This window comes from Paenibacillus sp. 598K (assembly GCF_003851045.1).
In the GTDB taxonomy this organism is placed as follows: domain Bacteria; phylum Bacillota; class Bacilli; order Paenibacillales; family Paenibacillaceae; genus Paenibacillus_D.
The window spans coordinates 60,849-79,273 of record NZ_BFBX01000031.1; the positions used below are offsets into that span (position 1 = coordinate 60,849).

At 60.3% G+C, this 18,425-nt stretch carries 17 protein-coding genes; all 17 read right to left on the reverse strand.

Annotated features, from left to right (window positions below; translation table 11 throughout):
* The coding region (locus PA598K_RS10825) for a M50 family metallopeptidase (protein ID WP_260405351.1) at positions 1–534 on the reverse strand (534 nt) is incomplete at its 3' end.
* Entirely contained in the window at positions 527–1,408 is an 882-nt protein-coding gene (locus PA598K_RS10830; RefSeq protein ID WP_128656963.1) for a M23 family metallopeptidase, read from the reverse strand. The genes PA598K_RS10825 and PA598K_RS10830, both read right to left, overlap by 8 nt.
* Positions 1,409–1,569: 161 nt before the next feature.
* A complete protein-coding gene (locus PA598K_RS10835; protein ID WP_128656964.1) occupies positions 1,570–2,715 on the reverse strand; it encodes an FtsW/RodA/SpoVE family cell cycle protein in 1,146 nt (381 codons plus the stop codon).
* Positions 2,716–2,721: 6 nt separating this feature from the next.
* Complete coding sequence (gene minD, locus PA598K_RS10840; RefSeq protein WP_128656965.1) at positions 2,722–3,513, reverse strand: septum site-determining protein MinD; 792 nt, start codon at positions 3,511–3,513, stop codon at positions 2,722–2,724.
* Positions 3,514–3,516: 3 nt separating this feature from the next.
* Positions 3,517–4,200, reverse strand: a complete 684-nt coding sequence (gene minC, locus PA598K_RS10845) for a septum site-determining protein MinC (protein WP_128656966.1) — start codon at positions 4,198–4,200, stop codon at positions 3,517–3,519.
* A 47-nt stretch (positions 4,201–4,247) separates the two neighbouring features.
* A complete protein-coding gene (gene mreD / locus PA598K_RS10850; protein ID WP_128656967.1) occupies positions 4,248–4,772 on the reverse strand; it encodes a rod shape-determining protein MreD in 525 nt (174 codons plus the stop codon).
* Positions 4,769–5,653 (reverse strand): rod shape-determining protein MreC, encoded by an 885-nt coding sequence (gene mreC, locus PA598K_RS10855; RefSeq protein WP_128656968.1) that lies wholly within the window; start codon positions 5,651–5,653, stop codon positions 4,769–4,771. The genes mreD and mreC overlap by 4 nt, the downstream gene beginning before the upstream one ends.
* Positions 5,654–5,695: 42 nt before the next feature.
* Positions 5,696–6,712, reverse strand: a complete 1,017-nt coding sequence (locus PA598K_RS10860) for a rod shape-determining protein (protein WP_128656969.1) — start codon at positions 6,710–6,712, stop codon at positions 5,696–5,698.
* Positions 6,713–6,775: 63 nt separating this feature from the next.
* A complete protein-coding gene (radC, locus tag PA598K_RS10865; protein ID WP_128656970.1) occupies positions 6,776–7,465 on the reverse strand; it encodes a RadC family protein in 690 nt (229 codons plus the stop codon).
* An 86-nt stretch (positions 7,466–7,551) separates the two neighbouring features.
* Positions 7,552–8,184, reverse strand: coding sequence for a Maf family protein (locus PA598K_RS10870; protein WP_128656971.1), 633 nt, complete (start codon positions 8,182–8,184; stop codon positions 7,552–7,554).
* 21 nt (positions 8,185–8,205) lie between these two features.
* Positions 8,206–8,448 carry a DUF4321 domain-containing protein gene (locus PA598K_RS10875; protein ID WP_128656972.1) on the reverse strand — a complete coding sequence of 81 codons (243 nt, stop codon included), beginning with the start codon at positions 8,446–8,448 and terminating at the stop codon, positions 8,206–8,208.
* A gap of 58 nt (positions 8,449–8,506) precedes the next feature.
* The gene (locus PA598K_RS10880) at positions 8,507–9,898 is read right to left on the reverse strand and encodes an SPOR domain-containing protein (protein WP_185601823.1); all 1,392 of its coding nucleotides are present in this window, start codon (positions 9,896–9,898) and stop codon (positions 8,507–8,509) included.
* 152 nt (positions 9,899–10,050) lie between these two features.
* Positions 10,051–11,481, reverse strand: a complete 1,431-nt coding sequence (gene murC / locus PA598K_RS10885; protein ID WP_128656974.1) for a UDP-N-acetylmuramate--L-alanine ligase — start codon at positions 11,479–11,481, stop codon at positions 10,051–10,053.
* Positions 11,465–12,823, reverse strand: a complete 1,359-nt coding sequence (locus PA598K_RS10890; RefSeq protein ID WP_128656975.1) for a bifunctional folylpolyglutamate synthase/dihydrofolate synthase — start codon at positions 12,821–12,823, stop codon at positions 11,465–11,467. The genes murC and PA598K_RS10890 overlap by 17 nt, the downstream gene beginning before the upstream one ends.
* A gap of 27 nt (positions 12,824–12,850) precedes the next feature.
* Entirely contained in the window at positions 12,851–15,517 is a 2,667-nt protein-coding gene (locus PA598K_RS10895) for a valine--tRNA ligase (protein ID WP_128656976.1), read from the reverse strand.
* 391 nt (positions 15,518–15,908) lie between these two features.
* Positions 15,909–17,390 (reverse strand): LysM peptidoglycan-binding domain-containing protein, encoded by a 1,482-nt coding sequence (locus PA598K_RS10900; RefSeq protein ID WP_128656977.1) that lies wholly within the window; start codon positions 17,388–17,390, stop codon positions 15,909–15,911.
* 88 nt (positions 17,391–17,478) lie between these two features.
* Positions 17,479–18,423, reverse strand: a complete 945-nt coding sequence (locus PA598K_RS10905) for an RluA family pseudouridine synthase (protein ID WP_260405352.1) — start codon at positions 18,421–18,423, stop codon at positions 17,479–17,481.
* Positions 18,424–18,425: the final 2 nt, after the last annotated feature.

The window sequence follows — 18,425 nt, forward strand, 5'->3', positions numbered from 1 at the left end:
GGCGAGCGGGGCGAAGGCGGCGCCGACCATCGCAGCGCTGCAGGCGAGGCTGATCCTCGCGCTCCAGAGCAGCGTCCGGTGATACGAGGCGCGACAGCTGATGAGCGCCTGCAGCAGTCGTCCGCCGTCAAGCGGCAGGATCGGCAGCAGATTAAAGAGCCCGATCATCAGATTGGCCTCGATCAGATGCTGGGACCAGGCCGGCGATATCCAGCCCGCCTCCCCCATCGCCCAGGCTGCCGCGCCCATCCACAGGTTTTGCATCGGACCAGCCAGCGTGACGACCAGCTCTTGACGGATCGGCATATGGTCGAGCTCCTCCACCTCGGCAACGCCGCCAAACGGCAGCAGCTTCACCTCCGTCACGCGCCAGCCGAAGCCTCGGGCCGCCAGCACATGGCCCAGCTCATGAACGAGCACAATGACGAACAGCGTGATCAGCTCGATGAAGTATCCGGTGACGACAGAAGCCAGCATCACCAGTACGAACAACGGATGAATAGACCAACGGATACCGAACCAGCGATTAATCAAAAGCGATCACATCGGCCGGGTCGACATAACGTTCCCGCTCGCGCACGGCAAAATAAAACACGCTCCGGTCATCCTCGCTCGTCTGCAGCCGACCGATCGCCTCCCCCGCCTCCACCCAATCGCCCGGCTCTACTGCGGCCATGCCGAGCCGGCCATATACGGACATCCGCTGCTGGGCGTGCTGGATAATGACGGTCTGCCCCTGTCCCGACTCGTCCGAGACGATGAGCACCCGTCCCGCGCCGATCGAGCGCACCTCTGCCCCGGACTCCGCAGCCAGCTCGACACCGCTCGAGAGCGCAGCGAAGTCGCGCACGATGACACCGCCCGTCACCGGCGAGGCAGCCGTGCGGATACCTGCCTGAGCGCGCTCCGCCGCCTGCTCGCGATCGCCGAAGATCGGGATGAACGCTGGCGAGCCCGCGAAGGTCCGGTCGTACCAGGCGGCGGCCGCCGAGAAGTCCATATCGACCGTCAGCATATCGCCGACCAGCGACTGCCCGGTCCGAGCCCAGGGCATGTCCAGCTGGAATAGTCCCCAACCGCAGCCGAGCAACGCCAGGCTGATGACGATCTTCACCTGCAGCTCCTTTACCCACTGGCCGGGTCCCGCCCCTGTCGGAGGCGGCAATTCGCCGCCGCCCTCCTCCCGACCGACCTGCCAGCCGAGCCATGGATTGGGACGGGATTTCCAGAGGCGCTCGGGGTCGTCCTCCACCCGGCTCTGCGGGGGCTTGTCTCTCATCGCTTGCCGCTCTGGTTCGCTCGGCGCCGCCCCCCCTCCCGCCTTTGGCTCGACTTGAGGGGGAGCCTCGCTCATCAACGCTCGTATCCTCGCTTGTCTGCGCTCCCGCACCGTCTCTCTTGTATCCATCCGCGATCCCTCCCGGACTGCCCGCCTTCTGCAGCCATCATATACTTATACCTATGAAACGGAGGGCTTGTTTATGAATACGGACGAGCTGCGGGACCACGCTCAGCCGTAACAACACAAAAAAACAGCCCTCCCCGCAAGGAAGAACTGTTCACGAACGTTTACGCGTCCTCGTGCTTTTCCTGATGCGCCCTGATGCTGAACACCAGCCCGATACAGAGCATGTTGAGCAGCAGCGAGGTGCCGCCGTAGCTGACGAAAGGCAGCGTGATGCCGGTGATCGGCATAATGCCGATCATCATCCCGATATTCTCGAAGATCTGGAAGACGAACATCGACACGATCCCGATAATGATATAGGAGCCGCGCCGATCATAACACTGGAAGGCGATAATGATCATCCTGTAGATCAAGAGGAAGTAGAGCAGCAGCAGCACCGCCGAGCCCTGGAAGCCGAACTCCTCGCCGATGACGACGAAGATCGAGTCTGAATAGGGATACGGCACGAAACGGCCATTTTTGGAGTCGCCCTGCATGTAGCCGTCGCCGGTCAATCCCCCGGAGCCGATGGCGATCATCGCTCGCTCCAGCTGATAGCGCTCGTCGCTGGAAGCCTGCTCGGGGTTGACGAACGTATTAATCCGCTGATACCAGTGCGAACGCTGCTTGCCCTCGAGGAAATCCTTGATCTCTGTATTAAATGTATTGAACAAGGTGGAGAACAGGAGCGCTCCGCCCACTACTACCGCGATGCCGATCGCCACATGCAGGTACTTGACATTGCCAATCCACAGCATGCCGAGCACAATCGCCACGTAGATAATCGCATTGCCCAGATCCGGCTGCACCATCACGAGGAGGAACGGCACAAACGAGACGACGAAGACCGGCAGGATGTCGTACGTGAACTGCAGCGTGCCGCCCTCGCGGCGGTTCATGATGACAGCGATCGCCATGATGATCGTCAGCTTCACCAGCTCGGCAGGCTGCAGTTGAAAGCCACCGATGACGAACCAACTGCGGGCGCCATTGACCGGCTCGGTAAAAAATACCGCCACCAGCAGCAGCAGCCCGATCAGATACGGCACATACCAGAAACGCAACAGGATGCGATAGTCGAAAAAGACCGACAAGGTGACCACCGCAAACCCCGCCACAAAATAATACATCTGCTTCATGTCGTAATTGGTATAGCCGGGATAGATGAAGGTGGCGCTCCGCACCGCCAGGAAGCTGATAATCATAAACAACCCTAGCAGCAGCAGGATGCCCCAGTCCAGTTTTTTGAGTTTACTCAGTAGATGCACCTATGATCATCCTATTCCAAGAAACCTGCGAAACCGCTTGAACACACCGCTTTTCTCATCGAGCGGCATTAGAGGAACCATATCCCCAAGAATGCGTCTGGCGATGTTGCGGTACGCGATCGCCGCTCGCGAAGACGGGTCCATAACGGTAGGCTCCCCTGTATTGGCTGCTTTGATAACTTTCTCGTCGTCCGGCACGATGCCGAGCAGGTCGATGGCCAGCACCTGACAGATCTCGTCGATGTCGAGCATCTCGCCGGACTTGACCATGCCGGGACGGATCCGGTTGATGATCAGCTTGGAGCTCAGCTTGGATTGCTCGAGCAGGCCGATTACCCGGTCCGCGTCGCGAACCGCTGCGTTCTCCGGTGTGGTGACGATAATCGCCCGATCGGCTCCGGCGACCGCATTGCGGAAGCCTTGCTCGATGCCTGCCGGACAATCGATGATGATATAATCGTAGTCTTTTTTAAGCTCCAGCACGATATCCTTAACCTGCTCCGGCGTAATGTCGTGCTTGTCCTTCGTCTGCGCAGCCGGCAGCATATACAGTTCATCGAAGCGTTTGTCCTTCACCAGCGCCTGATTGAGCCGGCAGCGCCCTTCGGCGACATCGACCAGATCATAAATGATCCGGTTCTCCAGCCCCATCACAACATCGAGGTTGCGCAGTCCGATATCGGTATCGACCATGCACACCTTCTTGCCCGTCAAGGCAAGCGCTGTGCCCAGATTGGCCGAGGTTGTCGTTTTGCCGACGCCGCCCTTGCCCGATGTTACTACAATCGCTTCTCCCATCGCTTACACTCCTTTGAACACAATCGGATCTTTACGGAATCGGTGCAGCTGCGAGAGCTTGTCGATCTGCATCTGCGATTCATTCAAGTAAGCGAACTCCATCGCCGCGTCCGTGCTCAGCCATTCGTCTGGCGGCCGGCTGATCACTTCGGCGATCCGCAGCTGCGTCGGCTTCAGCAGAGAGGCGGCGATGATCGCATCCTCGCGGCCTTGGTCGCCAGCGTGGGCCATACCCCGCAGCGCGCCCAGCACATAGATATCGCCCGTACAACAAATCGTGCCGCCTGGATTGACATCGCCGATCAGCAGCAGATGGCCGTCGTGCGCGACGGTCTGCCCGGAGCGGATGACGCCCGTCATCAGCTTCAGCTGGTCCTTTTCCGCTACCTGCGCCTCTGCCTTCGGCTTGTCCGTTTCGATCGATTGCACGAGCAGATTGCCTTGGCTTCGGATTAGATCCTGGATGGCTTCCTTTTGCTCTTCGCTGCACTCTCGGGAACCCAGCTTGACCTGCACATGGATCAGCGGCCCCGTCAACACCTGCTGGTGGGACTTCTCCAGCTTGTACCGCAATTCCTCAAGCAGCGACGCAAAATCGCACGCATCGTCAAGCAGGAACACCAGTCCCTCCTTGACGCCTTTGATTGTAATATGCTGCTTGTCGGCCACCTTCCGTCCCACCTCCATCTTGTACCATTCTTTATCGGCAGCCGCAAATCCTGCCTGGTCGCGGATCAAACTGCATCATCGAGCGGTTTTTTTTGACCAAAATCCGAAAACCAGCGACGGGCCGGCACGTAAACGGCCAAGGCGAACGCCAGCTGCAAAAACAGACTTGGCAAAATATGCTGCATCAAGGCAAGCACATAGGTATCGTGCGTCACCCGGAATACGCGATACATGCCGTAGATGATCGAGTCGTAGAGCAAGCAGGTCATCCCGATCAGCGAGAGCACCGTCAGCATAGGAATCCGCTTGAAGGAGAGCAGCAAGCCGACCACATAGCCGCATAGCCCCATCGCGAACGCATGAACGCCGATCAAATGACCGTAAAACACCAAATCCTGCAGCAAACCAAAGCTAATCCCTAGCATCAATGCGGCATGCCTCCCCGCATAGAGGGAGGCATACAGCACAAATACAAACGTGAATTGCGGCACAAGCCTGCCCAGCCAGTCCGCCGGAATGAGCCAAGGCATGAGCGAGCCTTCCACAATAAACAGGAGCAGCATGATAAGAATGACCCAGCGCCGCCTCATTCAGCGTCTCCCGCCGCTTCAGGAACCTTGACGACAAGCACCTCGGAGAGCTTGTCGAACTCAGCCGCCGGCTCGATAAATGCCGTGCGTGTCAACCCGAAATCGCCCACCTGGTGAGACGTGACGGTGCCGATGACGATGCCGACCGGGAACACGTCGCCGAGCCCGGAGGTGATGACGACATCGCCTTCGGTCAGCGGGTCCTCCTCCGCAATTTTGGACATCAGCAGCTGGCCGTTCTCGATATTATAGCTCTCGATAATGCCAAACGAATCCTCCTCCTTGCCCTCCACTGTAGCCGAGATGAACTTCGGATTAACGGACTGTCCGTCCAGCTCAGTAATCGGAATCACGTTTGCGGTAAACGGCGAGACGCTGCTGATCATACCGATCAGACCTTGCTCCGTAACGACGGCCATATTTTCCTTGAGGCCGTGACGCGAGCCGAGATTAATCTTGAAGGTGCGGTTGTAGGCATCGGGACTTACTGAGACGACCTGCGCGATCATGTACGTATAATTATTGCGATTTTTTTGTTCTTCCGTGAAGTTAAGCTTGGCTTGCAGCCTGGCATTTTCTTGCTCGATCCGGTTGTACTTGCTTTTGTCGCGCGCGTAGCTGGCTACCGTTGTCCGCAGGCGGGCATTTTCCTCATACAGCTCCCGCATCGTGCGGATATCTTCAAACAAGCCCGCTACATAACCAGCGGGCTTGTAAAACCATTGCTGAACATAACCAACCGTATCATTCAGAAACTTCTCCGGCCAGGTCAGATCCTTCCGATCGCTGAGCGAGAACCCCATCACCGCTATGAACAGGATCAGGCCAATCAGAAGGACGAACAGCCGTTTGTTGCGCATCATGTTAAACAGGCCAATCACCCGCTCGCATGCTCATCCCACTCCCCCTTACGGATGATTACCTTATCGCTTGCCGCCCTTGCGGAACAGATGAATATTGTCCAGCGCGCGACCTGTGCCGATCGCCACGCAATCGAGCGGATGCTCGGAGACAATAACCGGCATCCCGGTCTCGCGAGCGAGCAGCTTGTCCAGGTTGCGCAGCAGCGCGCCGCCGCCGGTCAGGACGATACCGCGATCCATGATGTCGGCCGACAGCTCGGGCGGACACTTCTCCAGCGTCACCTTGACGGCGTCGACGATCGCATTGACCGTATCGGTGAGCGCCTCCGTAATCTCGTCCGCCGTTACGCTGAGCGTCTTGGGCAGTCCCGACACGAGATCGCGGCCGCGAATCTCCATCGACTCCTGCTTGTCCGATGTGAGTGCCGAGCCCAGGTCCATCTTCAGCTGCTCCGACGTCCGCTCGCCGATCATCAGGTTGTACATCCGCTTGATGTACTGGATGATCGCGTCGTCCATCTCATCGCCGGCGATCCGGATCGAACGGCTCGTGACGATGCCGCCAAGCGAGATAACGGCAACCTCGGTCGTGCCGCCGCCGATATCGACGACCATACTACCGGTAGGCTCCCATACGGGGAGATCGGCGCCGATCGCTGCCGCGAACGGCTCCTCGATCGTATAGGCCTCTCTCGCTCCCGCCTGTTTCGTCGCATCCTCGACCGCGCGCTTCTCGACTGCCGTAATCCCGGACGGTACGCATACCATCACATTCGGATGCCGAGGGAACATCGAGCGCTCCTTTTGCGCCTGCTTGATGAAATGCTTGATCATCGTGGCCGTCGTTTCGAAGTCCGCAATGACGCCGTCCTTCATCGGACGAATCGCGCGAATATTGCCCGGCGTGCGGCCGATCATTTTTTTGGCGTCTTCGCCTACGGCTTGAATCGTTTTCGTATCAGTACGCAGAGCAACCACCGACGGCTCTCTGACCACAATGCCTTTTCCTTTGACGAATACGAGCGTATTCGCGGTTCCCAGGTCGATCCCGAGGTCTTTCGTGAAGCCACCAAACATAATTGATCTCCCTTTCTACTTGGCCATGCGGGCATCGTCTGAACAAACCCGCATAATATTATATTACATAAGTCCCTGCTCCTTCAAACTGACGAACTGCTGCTCGCCGATGACAATATGATCCAGCACATCGATGCCGACCAACTCGCCGGCCTCGACCAGTCTTCTCGTCAAGGCGACATCTTCGGGGCTGGGCGTCGGATCGCCGCTCGGATGATTGTGAACGCAGATCAGCGATGCGCTGCTGCATTTGATCGCCGCCCGGAACACCTCTCTCGGATGAACGAGCGACGCGTTGAGCGTGCCGACGGACAAGGTCTCCTGAGCAATCAGCTGGTTCTTCGTATTAAGGAACAGACAAATGAAATGTTCTTTTTTGAGATAGCGCAACTCTTCCATCAAATAATCGGCTGCATCCTGCGGACGCCGTACCGTCAATCTCGTCTCGCGGCCTTCGCGCGACAGCCGCCGACCCAGCTCGATGCCGGCCCGCAGCTGCACGGCCTTGGCCGGACCAATGCCGCGAATCGCGGTCAGCTCCTCCAGACTCATATCGACCAACCCGGCGAGCGAGCCGCAGCTCTGCAGGATCCTGCTTGCCAGGTGAACGGCGGACTCGCTGCGCGTGCCTGTACGCAATAAAATAGCCAGTAACTCTGTATGACTGAGCGCTTCTGCCCCAAACTGCATCATGCGTTCTCTAGGTCGGTCTTCGCTTGGGACATCTCGCATGCCGTAACTCGGCATCTCCATGTCCTGTCTCCTGCCTTCTCCATTGAGGTGTACAAACAACGACCGCCCGGCACAAGGCCGCGCGATCTCAAAAAGTAAATACGGGCTTACAGCGTCTCCACGCCATAATGGGACAGCATGTCCGACAGCAAAACGAGCGACATGCCAACGACATTGAAGTAGCAGCCGTCTATGCCGTCGACTAGCGCCGCCCCCAGCCCTTGGATGCCGTAGCTTCCCGCTTTGTCCATCGGCTCGCCGGAAGCAATATAGCGCTCGATCAGACGCGCGTCGAGCGGCTTCATCGTTACGGAGGTCGCGCGATGACGCATCAGCGTCTGGCCGCTGCTGGCATGCAGCAGCGCGATGCCGCTGTATACCTGATGGCGGCTGCCCTGGAGGCGCTCGAGCATCCAGCGCGCATCCAGGACATCCGCTGGCTTGCCCAGGACGACGTCGTCATGGACGACGATCGTGTCTGCGCCGATGATGAGCGTGCCTGACGCGTCTGCGTCCCCGCTTAGGAGCGCCCGGCGCGCCGCCTCTGCCTTGCGCAGCGCCAACTGCTCGACAATCTCTGCCGGGCGCCAGTACGACGGCGTCGATTCATCCGTGTCTGTAGCCTGGATGCGAACAGGCAGCGAGAGCGCCAGCTGCTCGAGCAGTTGGCGTCTCCTTGGCGAAGCCGACGCCAGCAGCAATTCAGTTACCTTCTCCGATGAGCTTGCTTGGCGTGACACGGCATCCCTGCTCCTTCTCAGTTATAGTCTGCGATAGATCCAGATCGCGACGGCGGCACCGATGATGCTCAGCAGACTGATCTGAATATGTAGATTCAAGTCAAAACGCAACACGATCAAGTCGGCTGCCGGAGACCACCTGGCCTCCATCGAGCGGGCGAGCATCTCCAGTCCGGGGACATCGGCCACCCACCTTCCGATCAGCGTGCCGGCGATCAGCCCAAGCCCTATAAAGACGAGCAGTACAACTATATTTTTCTTCATCGTCCAACGTCCTTCGTCAGGTTTTGACACCTGGGTCTATTATACGTTGGAAGCCGCTCTATGACAATGCGTCGATTTGCGTAAGCCAATCCTTCTGAAGGATCACGGCTTCCATCAAGGCGCTTTGAGCCGTCCACAGATGGGCGCGCGACGGATTTTTGTCATACTCTTCAAAGGAGACGGCGGCCGTCTGCAGTCGAGTGACCAAGGCCTCCGCCGTCTCCTGGGCTTCCGGGCTCCAGTCTTTGAATATCGCCGCCGCTGTGGCTGTCCACTGCTGATGCGCGCTCTTCCAGGCGAGCGCGTCGCGCTCCGGCAGCCGCGCCGGCTCGGCCTGGGCCAGCTGGCTCAGCGTTAACTCATTAAATAGACGAATCAACTCCCGCGTCTGTTCAAAAAAAAGCTCCGCCTGTCCGCTTTGGCCTTGAAATGGCAGCTTGCCGACGGCCGGCACTGCAAATTCCTTCAGGTATACCTCCGCCCCGCCGAGCTGCTCGCTCAGCATGACCGCGCTGTTGCGGCTTGTGCCCATGCCCGCAAAAACCCGGTAGCCGTCTGTGGTCGAGGAAGCGGCCGCCAAGCCCTTTTGGCGCAATTCGGCGATCGCCGCCGCCATGCCTTCTTCATTGCTAAATACGCCGTACTGCAGCATATAGTAATTGCCGGAGGGCACCTCGGCCTCCGTCATGACCGCTCCGCCTGACGGCGTCTCTCCCGCCGTCCCGCCCGATGGCTGGACAACGGATGTCTCGTCCGTCGTCGCAGGCGTCGCAGGCTCGCCGGTGAACAGCGATAGTGCCAAATAGCCAAACAAGACACCAGTCGCAATCGCGCCAGTCACCGAAACAAACACCTTCAGCCAGGACGGACCGACCGGGTGACGTCTGATGATCGATGGCTCCTGATGCAGCGGCGGCCCCTGGTCGTGCGACAGCAGCGGCGCGGGGCGTTCCGCGAATCGCTCGACCGAGTGCTCCGACAATCGCTTGACAGGCTGTTCCGTAAATCGCTCGACCTCACGCTCGGCCTGCATCGGCGCTGTAGTCTCGCCCAGTTCTATATAAGGCAGCTCGTCTGCACGCTGCAGATCCGGCTGCGAAGCTCCTATGGCAGGGTCGATCGCCTGACGCTCGGAGACGGGACCCGACTCGCGGATCAGTCTCTCCAGAGCAAAGGCGTCGTCCTGAAACGGACTGACCCAGGACGGCAGATCCTGCTCGCGAGTAAAGGCTAACGGCTCCTGGAAGAGCGGCCGCGTCGACGGTTCCGTCCGTTGCGGCGTCGCTGTGCTGACAGGCTCCTGGTACTTGGGCTCGGCAGCTGACCGGACGTCAACGCGTCGGCTGGCCGATGCGTCGCGGACGACGCCTGTCGCACGGTCGTCGGCAGGCTGGACCAGCTTGCCGGAGGGTTGATCGAATCGGTACGTAATTCGGGCTTTCTGGCTCATCTCACTCGCTCCTTGTCCCATATCGTCTATTGCTACTCTATGAGACAAGCCGTACGAATATGACAATCGGTCAAGCAAACCCAGAAATGGCGGTGCAGCAAATCCCGGCACCGCCATCCTTTGAACTTGTATCGTATGAAACGCGTTACGAATCAGGCTTTGGTCCGATCGCGCAAATGCGTGGCCAGATGCTCGGCTGCCTTCCAGATATCGCCCGCCCCCATCGTAATGACGAGATCGCCCGAACGCACCTCCTGCTCCAGCACCGTCTGCACCTCTTCCTTGGTCGGAATATAGCGGGTGTTGGCATTGCTGTTCGTCTTGATCATCTCAACCAGCTTGCCCGAGCTGATGCCTTCGATCTGCTGCTCGCCGGCCGGGGAGTAAATGTCGGTGATGATCACCTCATCCGCCTCCGCAAACGCCCGACTGAACTGATCAAACAAGAAAAAGGTCCGTGTGTAGCGCTGTGGCTGGAAAACTGCGACGATGCGCTTGCCCGTCGACTTGGCAGCCTGGATCGTCGCCTGGATCTCGGTCGGGTGATGCGCGTAGTCGTCGATGACGAGCATATCGTCCACCTCGCCGAGCACCTGGAAGCGCCGCTTGGCGCCACGGAAGTGCCGGATCGCCTCTGCAACCTCAACGAACGGCATGCCCGCAGCGAGGCAGGTGACGATCGTCGCCAGCGCGTTGTAGATATTGTGACGCCCAGGCACAGAAAGCTCCACCCGGCCGAGCGACTGGCCGTGCGCCACGACGTCAAAGCTCGCCCTGCGATCGCCCAGCTCGATCCGCTCGGCGCGATAATCGGCCTCGCGGTCGATGCCATAGGTGATCAGACCACCCTGCCCGGCCAGTGCGCCTTCGCGACGCAGACTCGGCAGCATCTCCTGGATGTTGTCGTCGTCTGCGGAGAGGATCGCCTTGCCGCCTGGCTTCACCTGCGACAGGAAGGTGACGTACGCCGTCTTCAGCTTGCCAAAGTCGCTGTCATAGTTCTCCAGATGATCGGCCTCGATGTTAGTGATAATCGCCAGATGCGGATGGTACTGAAGGAAGGAGCCGTCGCTCTCGTCCGCCTCAGCGACGACATATTCTCCCTTGCCCGCCTTCGCGTTGGTGCCCAGATTGACGACCTCGCCGCCGATGATATAGGTCGGATCGAGCTTGCAGTGCTCCATCACGAGCGCGATCATCGAGGAGGTTGTCGTCTTTCCGTGCGCTCCGGCTACGGCGATGCCTTTGCCCGCATTCATGAGCCGCGCCAGCATCTGGGCCCGGTGCAGGATCGGGATCTGTTGCTCCTCGGCAGCCTGCCGCTCCACATTGTCTCGGGTGAGCGCCGTCGAGTAGACCACCAGATCGGCGCCCTTCACATGCTCGGCCTGATGGCCGAGATAGATGCGCGCGCCCTTGGCCGCCAGCTTATCGCTCAGCTCTGCCCTGGCCACGTCCGAGCCGGTCACGGTATAGCCCATCTCTAGCATGACTCTGGCGATGGCGCTCATCCCGTATCCGCCGATGCCTATAAAATGCACATGTTCTGCTGTATTCAAAAGCGATTCACCAACCTTTTTCATAATCCGAATGGTCTAGCAAACGGGAACGGACATCGGCGATCAGATAAAGCGTACCGGTGACCACTGCAAGGTCCTCCGGCCCGGTTCTCGCTTGCAGCTGATCGAGCGCTTGCCGCCAATCCGGCTCGATGATAATCTCGCAAGCGCAGCCTTCCTCCGCGACCAATGCCGCGAGGGCGTCGGCGGACATTTTTTTGCGGAACTCGGGTTCGGTCACGATCAGCGAATCCACTAGTGGCAGTATATGCCGGAGTGTCGCCCGATGACTCTTGTTCTCGAGCATCCCCAGCATCACGTGCAGACGCTTGTATGAATAGGTATCTTGCAGAGCGGCCGCCAGCGCCGCCGCCCCTTCGGGGTTGTGCGCGCCGTCGAGCAGCAGACGGGGCTCCTGCGAGACCATCTCCAGCCGTCCGGCCCAGACGGTCTCTCGCAGTCCGGACCGCAGGACGTCCTCGTCGACTAGCACCGCATAATACGAGCGCAGCACCTCGAGCGCCATGACGGCTACAGCCGCATTGGTCACCTGGTGGCGACCGTTCATCGTAATCGCCAGCGATCCGAGGCTGCGCTGCAGTCCGTCAAACTCAAACACTTGCTCATTCTCGCGCTGCGAGAGGAGCCGCTCGTGGTACTGCTCGCCGAGCAGATACAGCGTGCTCTTGGCCGCGGCAGCCTGCTCGCGCAGGACCGCTATCGCCTCCGGCTGCGTCACGCTGGCGACGACCGGCACGCCGGGCTTGATGATGCCAGCCTTCTCGCGGGCGATCGCCTCCAGGCTGTCGCCCAAAATGTCCATATGGTCGTGCCCGACATTGGTAATGACCGACAAGAGCGGGCTGACGACGTTGGTGACATCCAAACGCCCGCCAAGTCCGGTCTCCCAGACGACGAAGTCCGGGTAGGTGCGTCTGGCATAATAGAGAATCGCCAGCAGCGTCGACACCTCGAACATCGTCGGCGACCCCAGCTCGGATGCTGCGATCTCCTCGACCTGCGGACGAACCTCGTTCACAAGCTCAACCAGCGCCTCCGGGTCCATGTCGGTCCCGTTATACTGGATACGATTCGTAAAGGATGTGATATATGGGGAGGTATAGGTGCCAACATCGTAACCGGCCTTCACCAGGACGCGGGTCAGATAGGCGCAGACCGAGCCTTTGCCATTGGTGCCGGCGACATGGATGAACTTGAGCCGCCGCTCCGGATGGTCAAAGCGCTCCAGCAGCAGCCGGATCCGATCCAGTCCGGGACGGATGCCAAACGGCACCAGCGATTCGATCCAGTCTCTTGCTTCCTCATAGGTAGTAAACGCCGTCTCGACGGCTTGATTATCGGACATGCTGTTCCGCCTTCCTTCTGTCCCGGACTAACCGCGCAGCTCGGCGATTCTCGCCTGCACCTTCTCGCGTTTGGTTGCATAATCGTTCATTTTGGCCCGTTCCTCTTCGATAACCTTGGCCGGTGCTTTAGCGACGAAGCCTGGATTGGCCAGCTTCTTCTCGACACGCTCGACCTCTTGCGTGAGGTGGGCGATTTCCTTGTTCAGTCGTACGATCTCCTGCTCGATGTCGATCAGGCCGGCCAGCGGCAGATACAGCTCGACGCCGGTGACGACCGCCGTCATCGCCTTGTCCGGCGCGCCCTGCGCAGCGTCGATAACGAGCGAGGAGGTGCCGCAGAAGCGGACGATATACTCTTCATTGCGTCGCAGTACAGCCTCTGTCTCCGCACCGGACGGACGCAGGATGAGCTCGATCTTTTTGCTCATCGGCACATTGACCTCGGCGCGGATGTTGCGGACGGCGCGGATGACATCCATCAGCAGTCCCATCTCCTGTACCGCGTCCGGAGCCTCCAGCGCAGCGTCGTACGTCGGCCACGCAGCGAGCGTGATCGTCTCCCCTTTATGCGGCAAGTGTTGCCATATTTCCTCGCTAATAAACGGCATGAACGGATGGATAAGCCGCTGCGTCCGATCGAGCACGTAGGCCAGCACCGACTGGGTGGCGCGCTTGGCCGCCGCGTCCGTGCCGTACAGGCTCAGCTTGGCGAACTCGATGTACCAGTCGCACAGATCGTCCCAGATGAAATTGTAGAGCAGACGGCCGGTCTCTCCGAAATCGTAGCTGTCGATCAGCCGCGTCACATCGCGCGACGTCTCATTGAGCCGATGGAGAATCCAGCGGTCGGCCGTGCCGAGCGGTCCGTCCAGCGTAATGTCGTCGGCTGTGACGCCGTCCAGATTCATCAGGGCAAATCGCGAAGCGTTCCAGATCTTGTTGGCAAAGTTGCGGGCCTGCTCGACGCGCTCCCAGCGGAACCGCAGGTCCTGCCCGGGCGTGCTGCCGGTGGAGATCATGTAGCGCATCGCATCGGCACCGTATTGCTCGATCACCTCGAGCGGATCGACGCCGTTGCCGAGCGACTTGGACATCTTGCGGCCGTCGGCGGCGCGCACCAGGCCATGCATCAGCACGTCTCCGAACGGGATCTTATCGGTGAACTCCAGCGCCGTGAAGATCATCCGGGCCACCCAGAAATAAATAATATCGTAGCCCGTCACCAGCGTACTGGTCGGGTAATAACGTTCCAGATCCTTGGTCGCCTCGGGCCAGCCGAGCGTAGAGAACGGCCACAAACCGGAGCTGAACCACGTATCGAGCACATCCTCATCCTGTGACAGCGAGGCGCTGCCGCACGCGCTGCACTGAGCGACCGCTTCGTGGGCGACATGAAGCTCGCCGCAAGCGTCGCAGTACCAGGCCGGAATCCGGTGTCCCCACCAGAGCTGGCGTGAGATACACCAGTCGCGTACGTTCTCGATCCATTGCAGATATACCTTGTCGAAGCGATCCGGGACGAACTTGACGCCCTGGCCGGACTTCTGCACAGCAATTGCCCGCTCGGCCAGCGGCTTCATATCGACGAACCATTGCGTCGACAAGTACGGCTCGACGACGGCGCCGCTGCGCTCGCTATGGCCGACCTGGTGCGTGTGGTCCTCGATGAGGACGCAGACGCCTTGCTCCTGCAGATCCTTGACGATCCGCTTGCGGCACTCGGCGCGATCCAGACCCTGGTACGGTCCCGCCTCCGCATTCATCGTCCCGGACTCATCCATGACGATGATCTGCGGCAGGTCGTGACGCTGGCCCATCTCGAAGTCGTTGGGGTCATGGGCCGGCGTAATCTTGACCGCGCCGCTGCCGAACTCGCGATCGACGTATTCGTCAGCGATGATCGGGATCTCGCGTCCGATAATCGGCAGCACGAGCATCTTGCCGATCAGATGGCGGTAGCGCTCATCCTCGGGATGGACGGCGACAGCGGTATCGCCCAGCATCGTCTCCGGTCGCGTCGTCGCCACTGTGATCGTGCCGCCGCCCTCTTGGAGCGGATATTGCAGATGATACAGATGGCCCTGCACTTCCTTATGTTCCACCTCGATATCGGAGAGCGCGGTACGCGCCTCGGGGTCCCAGTTGATGATCTTTTTGCCGCGATAGATCAGTCCTTTTTCGTACAGCTGCACGAACACGTCTCTTACCGCCTTTGACAAGCCCTCGTCAAGCGTGAACCGTTCTCTGGAATAATCGAGCGACAGTCCCATCTTGGCCCACTGATCGCGGATCGTCCCGGCGTAATGCTCCTTCCACTCCCATACCTTCTCCAGGAACGCCTCGCGGCCCAGATCGTAGCGGGATTGGCCTTCCTCGCGCAGCTTCTGCTCCACCTTGGTCTGCGTCGCGATCCCGGCATGGTCGGTGCCCGGCAGCCAGAGCGCGTCGTAGCCCTGCATCCGCTTCACGCGGATGAGGATATCCTGCAGCGTAAAGTCGAGCGCATGACCGATATGGAGCATCCCCGTCACATTGGGCGGCGGGATGACGATCGAATACGCCGGCGCGTCGGGCCGTTGTCCTGCCTCGAAATAATTGCCTTCCATCCAGTAGGCGTACCATTTTTTCTCAGCGGCTTGCGGATCATACGTCGTCGGCATTTCCACAGTTGTGTTGTTGTTCAGTTCAGACATTCACAGACCCTCCAATTTTCGTCGAAAAATCAAAAAAGCCTTTCGTCCTCAAAGGACGAAAGGCTTGAGCTTCCGTGGTACCACCTTTGTTTCGCGGTGCGCGAAACACGCACTGCGACACTCAAACATATAACGGCTGCTACCGGCCTGTATTAGCGCGCGTCGGCAAATCGCCGACATAGCGGGCATGGCACAGGCAACTCCAGGGCGACAGGCTCACAGCTACTTCCTGCAGAACCTCACAGCGCAGACAGTTCCGCTCTCTGAAGGCTTCGCGGTGAACATTCCCTTTCACGGTTGATATCTATGAAGTTGCGCATAACATACGCCTTCTATGATACCGCTCTTCCGCTCAGGAGTCAATACAGCCCTGGCATATCCGTCCAGCACGTTACGGAATATGTAGCACCTGGCCCTCAGAGATACTGTGGTCCGGCAACCGATTATACAGGATGATCTCCCGCGAGCCCAGCTGGTATCGCTCGGCGATCTCCTCGAGCGTCTCCTCGCGCTGGACGATGCACATCCGTATTCTTCGGAACTCCGTCTCTTCGCCGGACTTGCTCAGGAACAGCCGCTTCCACTCGACCTCGTCGCCAGCGTTGGACGCTGCCTGCGGCTCCGGCGCTTCTTCCTCCTCGAGCGGCTTGGCTTGCTGGCGGATGTCTGCAGCTTTTTGGGCGTTAGGGAGCAGGCTTTTGAGCCCGATGCTATCCTCCGGCTCGCCGGGCTCGGGACGCTTGCCGGCAAAGGCGATCTTCATCTCCGGTCGCGGAGACGCTTCCTCCTCGACCGGCTCTGCTGCCGACAGCTCCTCCGTCGGCCCAGTATCCTCCGACAATTGAGGCGATGCAGTTGGCTCACGCTCGTCCGACTCCGCAAATCCTGCCCAGCTTACCGGCTCTGTGTCCGCCTGTTCCGCCGTCTTGGCCGCTTGCGGCGCAGCCAGGGGCTCTGCAGACCGTGTCTGGAATGGCTGTTGCGCCGCTGGCTCGGCAGTCGGCTCGGTAACTGCGGACGGCTTGTCGAGACGATGCGCCGCGGCGGCCGGCGGCGCGCTCGCCTTCGGCTGGCGGGGAGACGCGACCGATAACGGCGCCGTCTTGGGCGGACCGACAGGCGGCGCGGCCTGTACAGCCTCTGGAATCGACGGCACTGGCTGTATAGGCGCTGCCTTGGCAGCGGGCTCCTCAGGCGCAACCGATCTCGCGGGCTCGGCGACAGGCTCCGGTACGGCGGAGACCTTGGCCTCCGGTGTCCGCGCAGGCGTCTGCCTCGGCAGCGTCGGCTCCAGCGGCGGTGCCGCAGGCTGCTGGCGCGTGCGTCTGGCCGACTGCTCGGCAGCGCCATGGATCGGGCTCTCCGGCGGCGCATAGGGACGCGCAGGACCTTCCGCGACAGGGATCGACTCGCTGGCGGGGATAGCCTGCCGCTCCTCCTCCGGATCCACCCGGTGGACGACGGTGAATGGCTCCTCCGTCTCCTCCCATTGCTCGTAGACCGGTCGCTCCTCGGCGATCAGTCCGCGCAGCGACAGCACGCCGGTGATGCTGAGCGTCCGCGCCGACAGGAGATCGACGTCGAAGTTGTCGATGTCGACCGCCAGATCCTCCAGACGATGCACCCGGTTCATCGGCAATGTAATCTCCACCGGAATCCAATACTCGAGCAGTTGCGTCCCGCCCGCCTGTTGCGAATCGTATAGCCCGCTCAGCAGCAGATTGCCCCGCAGCAGCACTTGCTCCTCCTGATCGACAATCTCGATATGGGGGGTCAGTTCGATCTCTTCCAGCTCGTCGATGGCTGCGACCTCATCGGACAAGTGTATGCGCTCATAGACGTCAAACCGCAATCCTTGGTTATGATCCAGCACGCTACATCCTCCCTTCAGTGTGGATGCTCTATTGCATCATTCACTATCTATCTATATGGGAACGAGAGGACGCGCATGCCTATGAATTTCAGCGCCCGTCGAGCGCTGTCCACAGCTCGCTCAGCCAAGGCGGACGGACAGCGTCGACACAGACGCGCTCCTGCGTCCACGGGTGCTCGAAGACGAGCCGCTCGCCGTGCAGCGCCTGATGCGACAGCAGCGCCGAAGCGCCGCCGTACAGACGATCACCGACCAGAGGATGGCCGAGATGGCTCAGATGGACACGGATCTGATGGGTGCGTCCCGTCTCCAGACGGACGCGCACCAGCGTCGCGTCGCGGGCGCGGCCGATCACCTCGTAATGCGTCACAGCGGGGTCGCCGCCGGGCGCGACGCGCCGACGCCCGGCCTGATGACGGTCGCGGCCGATCGGCCAGGTCAGCGTGCCCTGGTCCGCCCGGATTCTTCCTTGCGCGACCGCCACATACTCCCGGCCCATCGACTTGTTGCGGAGCGCTTCGTCGAGCAGCCATTGGGCGAGGTCGTTTTTGGCGTAGAGGACGGGGCCGGATGTCTCCTGATCGAGCCGATGCACATGTCGGACCGCGGCCTGCTGATTCGTCGCCAGCATATGGCGAAGCGCGGCCTCGTCGAGCGTCCCCGCTTCGCCCGGACGAGCGGGATGAACGTTCATCCCCGCAGGCTTGTTCAGGACGAGGCAATAATCGTCCTCGAACAGCACCTCCGGGCTCCCGGCAACGGACTGCCGCGCCAGACGGTACAACGGCTCCGACGACAGCTCGGCCGCAGGGAAGACATGCAGCCGGATCGCGCCATCGCCGGGCTGGATGCCCCCCGTCGAGAACAGCCGGTTGATCCACTTGGCCGGCAAGCCGCTCGCCTCCAGCAGCAGCAGTCTGGCGTTATGAGCCGAGCGGGGCGACTGCTCCGACAACGCAAAGGGGAGCGGCAACTCCAGCCACTCCCCCATGCGCTTGGCGCGGCGACGCGCCGTCAACCAATCGTTCGTCATCG